10 protein-coding genes are annotated in these 11,785 nt (G+C 35.9%); 4 read left to right on the top strand and 6 right to left on the bottom strand.

Translation table 11 applies throughout. The annotated features are described in order from the left end of the window. Nucleotides 1–268 precede the first annotated feature (268 nt). From HMPREF1320_RS08280 to HMPREF1320_RS08270, 3 genes are read left to right on the top strand one after another with little or no spacing between them, the layout of a single operon-like run. Nucleotides 269–1,105 carry a tetratricopeptide repeat protein gene (locus HMPREF1320_RS08280; protein ID WP_009418236.1) on the top strand — a complete coding sequence of 279 codons (837 nt, stop codon included), beginning with the start codon at nt 269–271 and terminating at the stop codon, nt 1,103–1,105. 53 nt (nt 1,106–1,158) lie between these two features. Beyond that, nucleotides 1,159–2,022, top strand: coding sequence for a DUF805 domain-containing protein (locus HMPREF1320_RS08275; RefSeq protein WP_009418234.1), 864 nt, complete (start codon nt 1,159–1,161; stop codon nt 2,020–2,022). After that, nucleotides 1,997–2,650 carry a hypothetical protein gene (locus HMPREF1320_RS08270; RefSeq protein WP_009418230.1) on the top strand — a complete coding sequence of 218 codons (654 nt, stop codon included), beginning with the start codon at nt 1,997–1,999 and terminating at the stop codon, nt 2,648–2,650. The genes HMPREF1320_RS08275 and HMPREF1320_RS08270 overlap by 26 nt, the downstream gene beginning before the upstream one ends. Nucleotides 2,651–2,666: 16 nt before the next feature. Here the strand turns inward: HMPREF1320_RS08270 and HMPREF1320_RS08265 are convergent, their stop codons facing one another. The 6 genes from HMPREF1320_RS08265 to HMPREF1320_RS08240 form a co-directional block, all read right to left on the bottom strand. Continuing rightward, complete coding sequence (locus tag HMPREF1320_RS08265; RefSeq protein WP_009418237.1) at nt 2,667–3,614, bottom strand: DUF4421 family protein; 948 nt, start codon at nt 3,612–3,614, stop codon at nt 2,667–2,669. Nucleotides 3,615–3,716: 102 nt separating this feature from the next. Beyond that, complete coding sequence (locus HMPREF1320_RS08260; RefSeq protein WP_009418249.1) at nt 3,717–5,108, bottom strand: decarboxylase; 1,392 nt, start codon at nt 5,106–5,108, stop codon at nt 3,717–3,719. Between the two features lie 431 nt (nt 5,109–5,539). Next, nucleotides 5,540–5,995 carry a DUF1569 domain-containing protein gene (locus tag HMPREF1320_RS08255; protein ID WP_009418231.1) on the bottom strand — a complete coding sequence of 152 codons (456 nt, stop codon included), beginning with the start codon at nt 5,993–5,995 and terminating at the stop codon, nt 5,540–5,542. Nucleotides 5,996–6,084: 89 nt separating this feature from the next. Next, nucleotides 6,085–7,290, bottom strand: coding sequence for an acetate/propionate family kinase (locus tag HMPREF1320_RS08250; RefSeq protein WP_009418245.1), 1,206 nt, complete (start codon nt 7,288–7,290; stop codon nt 6,085–6,087). A gap of 62 nt (nt 7,291–7,352) precedes the next feature. Continuing rightward, the gene (gene pta / locus HMPREF1320_RS08245; protein WP_009418255.1) at nt 7,353–9,428 is read right to left on the bottom strand and encodes a phosphate acetyltransferase; all 2,076 of its coding nucleotides are present in this window, start codon (nt 9,426–9,428) and stop codon (nt 7,353–7,355) included. A gap of 111 nt (nt 9,429–9,539) precedes the next feature. Further along, a complete protein-coding gene (locus HMPREF1320_RS08240; RefSeq protein WP_009418239.1) occupies nt 9,540–10,256 on the bottom strand; it encodes a hypothetical protein in 717 nt (238 codons plus the stop codon). A gap of 470 nt (nt 10,257–10,726) precedes the next feature. On the opposite strand from HMPREF1320_RS08240, the gene HMPREF1320_RS08235 reads away from it, so the two are divergent. Continuing rightward, complete coding sequence (locus HMPREF1320_RS08235) at nt 10,727–11,701, top strand: deoxyhypusine synthase family protein (protein WP_009418243.1); 975 nt, start codon at nt 10,727–10,729, stop codon at nt 11,699–11,701. Nucleotides 11,702–11,785 lie beyond the last annotated feature (84 nt).

The following is an 11,785-nucleotide window of genomic DNA, read 5'->3' as shown; positions in this document are numbered from 1 at the left end:
GATTTTAAAGATATTACAGATAAAGAAATTAAAGAATATCAATATAAAATTAATAATAGACCAAGAAAAGTATTAGATTTTGAAAAACCTAAAGATTTATTCTATCAGAAAGTAATCTGAAAAATTGCACTTGATGGTGGAATGGGCGGTGTGTAAGAAATAATCAAAAAACTTGTTTTGTATAAAATAATGTTTTATCTTTGCCATCGAATAATATATAATATAAAACTGACTACTTCATTATTATTAACTTTTAATTCGCTGACATATGAATATAATATTCAACTCAAAAGTATTAAAAAAACTGAACAAACTTTGCTTTAAAGCTTGGTTTGTTTGCTTGCTATTTTTCTTTGGTATGAGTTATGCTCAACGGGAAGACTTTAAGACTTTGGTAGAGAAAGCCACAAAGGGTGATATGGAAGCTCAAGTGCGTTTGGCAACTAATTATGAAAAAGGTATTGGAGTACCTCAGTCTTTTCCTAAAGCTGTTGCTTGGTATGAAAAAGCAGCAGAACAGGGTGATGTAAAATCACAGACGAAATTAGGACTTTGTTATTACTATCGGAAAGGAGTTGTACAGTCTTATGAAAAAGCAGCTTATTGGTTTCAGAAAGCAGCTGAACAGGGGTATGCTGAGGCTCAATCGAAATTAGGTGTGTGCTATCACAAAGGGCAAGGAGTAAAACAATCGGATGAGCAAGCTGTATTGTGGTTTCAGAAAGCAGCTGATCAAGATTTTGCAGAGGCACAGAGTTTTTTAGGATATTGTTACTACAAAGGTTTAGGAGTGGTACAATCAGATAGTGATGCGGTACTTTGGTATGAGAAAGCTGCTAATCAAGGTGATGTTGAGGCGCAACGCAATTTAGGTTCTTATTATTTCAAGGGGCAGGGAATACCTCAGTCGTATACTAAGGCTATCTTTTGGTTTGAAAAAGCAGCTAACCAAGGAGACAAGGAAGCTCAAACTATTTTAGGATTTTGCTATTATGCTGGTACTGGTGTGGATAAATCACAAAAAAGGGCTATTTACTGGTTTGAGAAGGGGTGTAGGAATAATAGCCCTAAAGCTTGTGAGTATTTAAATGCTATTCAGCAGTAATAACTATAAAGTTAGGAATAAGAAAGATAAGGTAATTATAAAATTAGTGATATATGTTTAAGAATATCTTTCTTTTTGAAGGACGTATTAGGCGAACAGAGTTTGGACTATCTATTATTATAGATTATTTTGCTCTTATATTTTTGGGTGTAATAGATGCCGTAGTAACTCTAGGAATAGTGATAAAGTTTTTATTCTTTACATTATTGTTTTGGTTTATTTTAGCTCAATCAGTGAAACGCTTACACGACTTGGGGCAAAGTGGCTGGTATGTGCTTTTACCTTTCTATAATCCTTTCTTTTTACTTTTTTCAGAAGGTGTATTGGGAAAAAATGAATACGGAGAAGATCCTAAAAAGAGAGTAAATTTTTTCAATGCATCAACCTCTTCTTCATCTATTTTACAACCGCCCTTAGTTAGAGCATATCAACCCATAGTAGAAGATATTTCTGAGGGTAGTACTTCTTGTAGGTATCATTTTGTAGTTACAAAAGATGATACTGTTTTGAAGAAATGGCTTGATACTGAGGTAGAGTCTATCAATATGCTTGCTGACCCAATACTTAATAAAGTGAGTATTATTATAGGAAGAGATGTATTTTATGGTTGCAATAAGCTTATTTATATTATTTTCTCAGAACATCTTAACTTTATTAGTGATTTTGCTCTTGACGATTGTGAGCATTTGCATTCGGTGACTTTCCTTAGTAAATGTTTACAGATAGGTAATTGTATTTTTGGGAAGAATTGTCCAGAAAGTATAACACTTGAGGCTGAAGAACCTCCTATATTGGATGGTTATTTGGCATATAATGATGAGAAATTGAAAGCTATTTATGTGCCTATTGAATTTGTAGAAAAATATAGGATAGCTAGAGCTTGGGATAAATATGCAGATATTATTCAAGGACATTAATCAAACAACAATAAAGATTATGAAACGAGTTTTATTATATTTATGTATATTTTACTTTTGGGAAGTAAACGCACAAAAGACAAGAGAGGTTTATAAGGACTTAGATTCGTTATATTTGTTAATTCAAACAGAGTACGATTTAATTACCAAAGATTATGAAGAACACATTGCTGAGTTCGACTTCAATAGAGTGATGAGAATAAGAGAACAAATAGCTTATTATCTCTCTCATATTGATAAAAGGGCAGATTTAAGTAGGATAAAATTATTGAGTGATTCATTGAAATCATATCCTGATACTGAAGAAATATTTTTAAGTATTCGCTCTCAAAAAGCAAAACAACATCAGCTGACCACTTTGAAGCAGGCTTTTGACGCATTACAATTTGAAAAGGTATTAAACTTAGTAGCAATATATAGTGAAAATGGTTATATACCTTCTTATGAATTGGCGTATTATAAGGTTATGTCAGAATATAGATTGTTTTTAAAATCTTCTAATAATAAGCAAGAGAAAGAAGCACTAATACAAAACTTGACTACTTATCAAAAGGAACATTTGGGTAAGAGTAAAATCTATGACAGAGTGATAGATGATACTATAAAAAATGTGAAGAGAAGAAGATAACCTCTACTCTTAAATTTTACATTCCTAAATAACGAGTTACTTTGTTACTACGGCGAGTAGAGAATTTGATTTGCTTTATGTATGTAAGTTTAAAATTCGCAGTATTGATACCCAGTAAATCAACATCTTTAAAGTACAAATTCTTGTTGTTGTAAAGAATTGAAAAGGCAAGCGACCAGTCTTTTTGTGTATAAGACAAAGAAGTATTAAGCCTAAAGTTTACGTACTGATTAAACTTCATTTTGCTTAGTGGATTAACTTCACCTCCAAAATAGAATCCCATACCAGCTAAAGCTGTAAAGGTAAAGCGTGGCAATATTTCAATACCTCCTGAAACGCCTCCACTGAAGCCTCCTTGTATATGTCTAAAAGTATCCTCATCAAGTGAAATAGCAGGAATTGCTACTTTGTGATAATAGACCCCAGCTCCTGCGTACCAAGTAAAAGTAGGTTGCAATGGGTCTCCATCGGGGTTGAAAATATTCTTTACTGAAAAGTTTTTTAAGTTGAAGAAATATAACATTTCAGAGCCTATTTGTTGTATACGAGTATCTGCCAATATCTGAATATTATTCTTACCTTCTTCATAGTAAAAACCCTTATAACTTTGATAATAGAAATCAAGTAAAATCTTTTGACTTACAAATGAATGTAATTGAAAATCGAAATATCTTGTTTTTCCGTATTTACTCTCATTGCGCAAAGGGGCAACACTCTGAGCATAATCAAGGTTGATATAAGTGTTGTGAATACCAAATCCTAAGCCGACCGTAAGTGGGTAGTTTGGCAATAACGACTTGTTTTTCAAAGCAGGATTTAATGGTTCATCTTCTATATCTATCGATAGATAATTGATACTCAAAGAGGGTTTAATCCACATTTTATAATGATACCTCTTAGTAGAAGTGGTATCTTGTGCCCATAAAGTAGTGATTGATAAGAAAAATAATATTATGTATTTCATTTTGTTAGATTTTAAGAATTAGGAATTAGAAGTTATATGTTTAGGTATTATTAGAAATACTTTGTCAAAGTCTTACGACTTTGACAAAGTATATACTACATTTTAGTAGCCCAAAATCTTTAGCATTTCGTCAGCCTTTTGTTGCTCCATAAAGAGACGAGAGGTAAGGTTACCATTTTTATCTTTATCAATAAGTACAATTTTAGGTTGTGGAATCAAACAGTGTTGTAAGCCTCCTACTCCTCCAATACTATCCTGATAAGCCCCTGTGTTGAAGAAACCTATATACAGCGGTTTATTTTTGTTGTATTTTGGTAAATAGATAGCGTTCATATTCTGTTCGCTGTTGTAATAATCGTCACCATCACAAGTGAGTCCACCGAGCAGCACGCGTTCGTATTCATCGTTCCAACGGTTAATAGGCAATAATACAAAACGCTTGTTGATAGCCCAAGAGTCAGGTAAGGTAGTAATGAAAGAGGAGTTTATCATATCCCACTTTTCACGATCGTTTTGTTGCTTTTGATACATTATCTCATAAATAGCCCCCCCAGCTTCGCCTACTGTAAAACTACCAAATTCAGTAAAGATATTCGGTACAGGCACTTTTTCTTGGTCACAAGTGATTTTTATCTGACGTATGATCTCGTCTACCATATAGGCATAATCAAATTCAAAAGCCAACGAGCTCTTAATAGGGAAGCCACCACCTATATTAAGGCTGTCGAGTTCAGGAGCCACCTTTTTGAGTTGGATATACACTCTCAAACACTTGAGCAGCTCATTCCAATAGTAGGCATTGTCTTTAATCCCCGTATTGATAAAGAAGTGCAACATTTTGAGTTGTACTTTCGGATTATCTTTAAGCTCACGGTTGTAGAAAGGAACAATATTTTTATAACCAATTCCCAAACGACTGGTATAAAACTCTGAACGGGGGTCTTCTTCAGAAGCAATACGAATACCTATACTGTATGAACCTTTTATTTTTTCTTCAAATAAATTAATTTCCTCATAGTTATCAATGATAGGAATACAGTTGTGGTAGCCACGATTGATAAGGTCAGCAATGCCATCGATATAAGCATCGCGCTTGAAACCGTTGCATAGAATGTGAGTCTCTTTACTAATAAGTCCGTCATTGATAAGATTGTTGATGATATTGATATCAAAAGCTGAAGAGGTTTCCATATGAATATCGTTCTTCAAAGCTTCTACCATTACGTGTTTGAAATGCGAACTTTTAGTGCAATAACAATAGTTGTACGCTCCTTTGTACTTGTGCTTCTTGATAGCCTTTTCAAACCATCTTTTGGCGCGCTGAATATTCTCGGATATTTTCGGAAGATACATAAATTTAAGCGGTGCTCCATACTTGCGTACGAGCTCCATCAAATCGATATTGTGAAAGCGAAGTTCATCACCATCTAAGGTAAATTCGTCTTGTGGGAAGTAATAGGTTTGGTCAATTAGGTCGATATATTTATTTTTCATTTGTACAGTGTAATTTAAATAATGAGTAATTTTTTAGTAAAAAAATATTCAGATAACATCTTGGCTACCTATCCATATTACCTAATTACACCTGATTCAAATACGAAGCGGTGAAAGGCTCTTAGCCTTAAACTTAATTTGCAAGGAATGAGTACGTGCAGAGTGAAAATAACTTAAAAATAAGATGTTCATTTTCAGCAACCAAAGGTTTTTAGTAATTAAATTATTTTATAGTTCAGTGATAGTGTTTCATTACTTATCAGAATGCAAAAGTAATTATTATTTTTTAATTACAAATACATTCGATGGAAAAAAGTATTGCTATAACTTCTTCTTTAAAAACCAATTCCCATTTTTCTATCTTATATTATATATTCTTCATTGGTATAAAAACATATTTTGACATAATTTGAGTTTCTCTATAATTGATTTTATACTCCAAACTGTCTTAAGTGGTGGTCGAAGTGTTTCCATTGAAGAATACCCCATTCGTCAGGAGAAAGTTTTCCAAAAAAAGAATGTGGGTGAGTGCTACATTTTTCTTTTCCATTGGTGTAGAAAAGGGTGATGAGCTCTTTAGTTTTTTGCTTTTCCTTGTCAAAATCATCAATAGAAATATCGGTAACGACATACATTTTATCGGTTGGAGCGTTTTTTGCCATTGGTTGGTCGTTTAGAAACTTTTTCTTCATCAATTTTCCTATGATTCTACCAATGAACATTCTCTTCGGAAAGTTCTTGCCTAAGGGTGTTTCTATAGAGGCGTTCAAATGGGCTAACATCTGTACAATGTTCATTTTTCCCCATTCACGCTCAGCATCTACTTTTAAATTTTCTAAACGATGTAGTATTTCGTTTTTGTCGGCTTCGTTATATAGGTTTTTCATTACTGAGAGTTGTTTAAAAAAGCTTTGCCAAAGATACAAATTGCCTATGCGACTCGTTCCTTTGGCAAAGTATATAGTCTAATGATTTGTTATTTTACCAAATCTACTATCTCATTTACTATTTGCAATTCTTCATTAGTAGGGATGATAAGTATCTTTACACGGCTATCGCTAGCTTGAATCTCTACGGGTTTAGTAGGATGATTGAGCTCTTCGTTTTTTTTCTCATCGAGCTTGATACCAAAGAAATCCATATTCTTACAAGCAAATGAACGTGTAAGAGCATCGTTTTCGCCCAAACCTGCGGTAAATACAATACTGTCCAAACCGTTAAGTGCTGCTGTATAAGCGCCTATAAACTTCTGAATACGGTAGCCATACATCTCATAGCAAAGGGCTGCATTGGTATCACCTGAACGATATAGAGCTGCTACATCGCGAGCATCAGAGTGTCCTGTAAGTCCAAGCATACCACTCTTCTTGTTAAAGAGTGTTTTCACTTCTTCATAACTCATACCCAGTTCTTGCCCCAAAAAGAAAACTACTGAGGCATCTATCTGCCCAGTGCGCGTTCCCATAATGAGTCCATCGAGTGGTGTAAGTCCCATTGAAGTGTCTACACATTGTCCTTTTTCGTTTACAGCAGCCATACTCGCCCCATTGCCCAAGTGAATGGTAATGTTCTTGATATGTTGATTATTAAGGTGTTTACGAGCCTGTGCATCTACATACTTATGACTAGTGCCGTGGAATCCATAAGCGCGCAATCCGTATTTTTCATAGTATTCATTAGGAATGGCATAGCGAAAGGCTTTAGCAGGCATTGTTTGGTGGAAAGCAGTGTCAAAAACGGCTACGTGAGTAGCTTTATTAAAGAGTTTTTGTGCTACGCGTATCCCTTCTAAATGTCCTGGGTTGTGCAAAGGTGATAGTGGAATGAGGCGTTTAATTTCGGCTACTACCTCATCAGTAATTACAGTAGGTTGTACAAACTTCTCACCTCCGTGTACTACGCGGTGTCCTACCCCTTTAATATCGCTAGGGTTGTGGATAACGCCTACTTCGGGGTCTGTAAGAAGTTCAGCTACCAAATTCATACCCACTTCGTGAGTAGGAATAGGTTGTTCTTTCTTCACTTCTATCTCTTTGCCGTTTTTTACAGCCACATATTTCACGTAGCTACCGTCAATATTGATGCGGTCTACAATTCCTTTTGCTTTTGATTCTCCTGTTTTAGAGTCGATAAGCTGATATTTGAGAGATGAACTCCCTGAATTAATGATTAATATTTCCATTTTAGTCTTTTGTTATTAGTCGTTAGTTTTCCCCTCCTTTGGAGAGGGGGCAGGGGAGGATACTAAAACTCTGATTGTATCGCAGTGATAAGTACAGTGTTGTAAATATCAGGGATAAGAGCCCCACGACTGAGGTCATTTACGGGTTTCTTTAATCCTTGTAACATAGGCCCTATGGCTAAACCTCCTGTTTCACGTTGCACCGCCTTATAGGTGTTATTACCAGTGTTAAGGTCAGGGAAAATAAGCACATTGGCTTGTCCTGCCACAGGTGAATTTGGCATCTTTTGTTTTCCTACTTTTGGGTCTACCGCAGCGTCATATTGTATAGGTCCTTCTACGAGTAACTCAGGGCGACGCTCTTTTACAAGTGCTGTTGCTTCACGCACTTTGTCTACGTCGGCACCACTACCTGAGTTGCCAGAAGAGTAGGAGAGGAGTGCTACCTTAGGTTCAATACCAAAAGCAATAGCTGAGTCGGCAGAGCTAATAGCTATATCGGCTAATTGTTCAGCAGTAGGGTTAGGCACTACGGCGCAGTCACCATATACTAGTACGCGGTCGTGCAAGAGCATAAAGAATACTGATGATACCGTGTTTACCCCTGGTTTGGTCTTTACAAATTGCAAAGACGGACGGATAGTGTGAGCAGTAGTATTTACAGCCCCTGATACCATACCATCAGCATCGCCTAAGAATACCATCATTGTACCGAAATAAGACGAATCGAGCATTAAGTCTTTGGCTTGCGAAAGCTCCAATCCTTTGCTCTTGCGCAATTCGTATAGTTTTTCAGCATAAGCCTCATATTTATCACTCTCGGCAGGATTGATAATACTGATACGTTCTTCGTTCCATTTCAAGCCCAAAATGTTCTTAGCTCGTGTTTTAATCGCTTCGGGTTCTCCCAAGATAGTGAGGTAAACGAGTTCGTCCTCTGCCAATTGGGAAGCCGCAGTAAGAATACGGTCGTCAGTACCTTCAGGTAACACAATGCGTTTTTGTCCTGCACGTGCTTTTTGTACCATATTGTATTGAAACATACGAGGGGTAATAGTTTCCGATTTGAAAGAGGCTATACTGCTGTTTAGTTTCGCAGCATCTACATTTTCATCAAATAGTTGAAGAAGCATTTTTACCTTTTCAGTATTTTCAGGATAGATGCTTGATTTTGTATTCCCAATGATATTAGCAGTTTCAAAAGTATCTGTTTTAGCTATCATTATAGGAATGTTCTTTTGGATACCATCTAAAATCTTACTCATTGAAGGGTCGGGAGTTAAGTCGCCGTATAGTACTACCCCTTTGATATTAGAGAAATTGGAATAGTTAGCCACCAAAGAACCTGCTATGAGGTCAATACGGTCAGTAGGGAGTACAGCCAAAGTATCTTCGTTTAGTTTGGCTAAATAGTTAGAAAGTTGCATAGCTCCCACAATGGTACGTTTGGTGGTAACGTCTATATTATCGCCTTTGTAAAGAAATTCAACGTTGAGTGCATTGGCTATCTCGCGGATAGTAGGACGTGAAAGCTCTTCTTTGCGCGGAATCAAAGTGAAGGTTATCTCTTTAAAACGTTGTTCTAATTTGCTGAGCGTATCAGCAGTAGCATTGGTGGCCTTATTTACAAATACGCTAAGTACGCGCAAATCTTTTTCCAAGAAGTTGTTAAGATCTGCCTGTACTTGGTTCACCAATTCATCTTCTGATGAAAAGTTGTCTTTAAGCACTATCAAAGCAGGAATGTTGAGGCTTTGTGCTACCGAAGCGTTGAAGTTTGGGTCGAAATAGCTATCGTCTATAGTACTTGAACTATCCACTAAAACAAAGTCAAATTTGCTTTCTAAGGCTTTGTATTTTTTGATGATAGTGTCATATACTTCCCCTATATTGCCTTCGTTTTTAAGAGCGATAACCTCCTGACGTGTGTAAGCATAGGCTTCATCGTAACTCATATCGAGCTGAAAGTGCTCCAAGACGGTCTCGATGAAAGTGTCTTTTTTAGATTTACTTTCTACAATAGGTCTAAAATAACCTACCTTAGCAGTGTTGCGCATAATCATTTGCAACACACCCAAACTCACCACCGACTTACCGCTGTGTGCATTGGTAGCGATGATATAAACAGATTTATTCATTTTTTTATTTACTTTTTAGTGTTTATATATTAAGTTGCAAAGGTAACAATATAATTTAAGAAAGCAACATAAAAAAGATATTTTTATTTTTAATACCTCAATAATCAATATCTATTCTTCTTTATACTCCTTGCCGTTATATTTCAAGAATACAGTTTTAGTGCTTTTTTCTACTACTTTATCATCGCAATTTTCATCTGTAGCCTTTTTAATAAAAGTCTGTTTATCCTTAATGTTGAAATAGCCATTTGTTTTTTTACTATCCATTATAAACATAGAATTACGCTCATCTGACCAACTTCCTTCACAGTTATAGCTCCATTCCCCGTTATATGTACTTAATTGATATTGATGCAGTATTTTTTTAAGAGAAGTGTTTTCTGGTAAAAACAAACTAAATGTTTCTTCAGAATAAGGATTTACTTTGCTACCATTTTTATAGAAAGCCCGAATGCCAAAAGCACGTATTCCTTCGGTAAGTATAAACTTAGCCGTATCAATAGAAAGCTCTTGTAATTCAACAGCATCCGAATAATACTCATCAATTCCCTTATACGACTGTGTTATTCGTTGTTGTAAGAAGTCATACACCACCACATAAAGGTCAAATATTGCCTCGTTTTCGTCGTTCCCTTTTCTTATAGGAAATACCATTACCAATTTATGAGTGTCGTAAGGCAATACCTTTTCGGTATACAAGTCTTTATCAATCTTGTTTTTAGGAATTCCCAAAGTCTTGATAACTTGATTGTAAGCTTGTGCGTTCTCTTGAGCTTTTACCACATAAGAGCAAAATAATAAAGTAAAGATAAAAAGTAGTCGTTTCATCGTTCTTATAAGAATATCAGTTGAAAGTACAAAGATAAGGAATTTTTTAATAATTAATCAAACAAGAAAGTTTCTGTACCTCACATCTCTTTATTTGGCTCTTTCTCGTTCGTGTATCTTAGCTCGTTGCTCCTTTGTTTTTCTTTCGTTTTATTGCCCTCAAAATTACCTTTTTTCTTCACTCTTAACCTCTTATTATCAACTGTTTATATACCCTTTCTATACCAATCGTCCAAGATTCGTATAAGCTTCCTATAAGCTTCCTATAAGCTAAGTATAAGATTTTTTCTTCCAAAAGAACATTTCCTTGTTATTTATAATTTCGTTTTCTTTTCTTATTTCTTATCCCTGATTTTGCCCTATACTATTAAGCTCGTTTTCATCATTATAATATTTTTGTGCGTGATAATTTGTCAGTAAATTTAAATGTATTATCTTTGCACCAACAATTTAGATTTTAAAGTAAAGAAATGAGTAAAGGACCTATTTCTCAATTTATCGAGAAAAACTTTTTACACTTTAATGCAGCAGCTTTAGTTGATGCTGCCAAAGGATATGAAACCCATATCACTGAAGGCGGAAAAATGCTCGTAGCACTTGCTGGAGCAATGAGTACGGCAGAATTAGGCATTTCGCTTGCCGAGATGATTCGCGCAGGGAAAGTAGATATTATCTCTTGTACAGGGGCGAACCTCGAAGAAGATGTGATGAATCTTGTAGCGCACTCTCATTACAAGCGTGTTCCTCATTACCGCGACCTCACTCCTGAGCAAGAAAGAGAACTCCTCGACGGTCATTACAACCGTGTAACCGACACTTGTATTCCTGAGGAAGAAGCTTTCCGTCGTTTACAAAAACACTTAGAAGACGTATGGCACGCAGCCGAAAGTAAAGGTGAACGCTATTTCCCTCACGAATATCTATATCAAGTAGTGAAATCGGGAGTATTGGAGCAATATTATGAAATCGACCCTAAAAACTCTTGGATATTGGCAGCAGCCGAAAAGAACTTGCCTATCGTATGTCCAGGTTGGGAAGATTCAACTACCGGTAACATCTTCGCCGCCAATGTAATCAAAGGAAACTTGAAAGCCTCTACTGTGAAAACAGGTATCGAGTATATGATTTATCTCACCGAATGGTATCGTGCCAATTCAGCGGGTAAAGGCGTAGGTTTCTTCCAAATAGGAGGCGGTATTGCTGGTGATTTCCCTATCTGCGTGGTACCTATGATGTATCAAGATTTGGAATGGGAAGGCGTACCTTTCTGGTCGTATTTCTGTCAGATTTGCGATTCTACCACCAGCTACGGTTCTTATTCAGGAGCAGTGCCTAATGAGAAGATTACTTGGGGTAAATTAGATATTGATACCCCTAAATTTATAGTAGAATCCGATGCTACCATTGTAGCACCTCTTATTTTTGCTTATCTTTTAGGTAAGTAATTTAAACTAAAAGATAAAAGGGAACAAGTACCACTATACTCGTTCCCTTTTACCTTTTACTCACATATCCAGCTATGAGCCCTC

The sequence above is a fragment of the Capnocytophaga sp. oral taxon 335 str. F0486 genome (assembly GCF_000277665.1).
GTDB classification, from domain to species: domain Bacteria; phylum Bacteroidota; class Bacteroidia; order Flavobacteriales; family Flavobacteriaceae; genus Capnocytophaga; species Capnocytophaga ochracea.
The sequence above is the reverse complement of the archived record's forward strand: the minus strand, read 5'-3'. Positions and strand labels throughout refer to the sequence as shown.

What these genes read in the sequence shown, in the direction of transcription:
- HMPREF1320_RS08280 (WP_009418236.1), top strand. Translation starts at nt 269, where the DNA reads ATGAATATAATATTCAACTCAAAAGTATTAAAAAAACTGAACAAACTT.
- HMPREF1320_RS08275 (WP_009418234.1), top strand. Translation starts at nt 1,159, where the DNA reads ATGTTTAAGAATATCTTTCTTTTTGAAGGACGTATTAGGCGAACAGAG.
- HMPREF1320_RS08270 (WP_009418230.1), top strand. Translation starts at nt 1,997, where the DNA reads ATGCAGATATTATTCAAGGACATTAATCAAACAACAATAAAGATTATG.
- HMPREF1320_RS08265 (WP_009418237.1), bottom strand. Translation starts at nt 3,614, where the DNA reads ATGAAATACATAATATTATTTTTCTTATCAATCACTACTTTATGGGCA.
- HMPREF1320_RS08260 (WP_009418249.1), bottom strand. Translation starts at nt 5,108, where the DNA reads ATGAAAAATAAATATATCGACCTAATTGACCAAACCTATTACTTCCCA.
- HMPREF1320_RS08255 (WP_009418231.1), bottom strand. Translation starts at nt 5,995, where the DNA reads ATGAAAAACCTATATAACGAAGCCGACAAAAACGAAATACTACATCGT.
- HMPREF1320_RS08250 (WP_009418245.1), bottom strand. Translation starts at nt 7,290, where the DNA reads ATGGAAATATTAATCATTAATTCAGGGAGTTCATCTCTCAAATATCAG.
- pta (WP_009418255.1), bottom strand. Translation starts at nt 9,428, where the DNA reads ATGAATAAATCTGTTTATATCATCGCTACCAATGCACACAGCGGTAAG.
- HMPREF1320_RS08240 (WP_009418239.1), bottom strand. Translation starts at nt 10,256, where the DNA reads ATGAAACGACTACTTTTTATCTTTACTTTATTATTTTGCTCTTATGTG.
- HMPREF1320_RS08235 (WP_009418243.1), top strand. Translation starts at nt 10,727, where the DNA reads ATGAGTAAAGGACCTATTTCTCAATTTATCGAGAAAAACTTTTTACAC.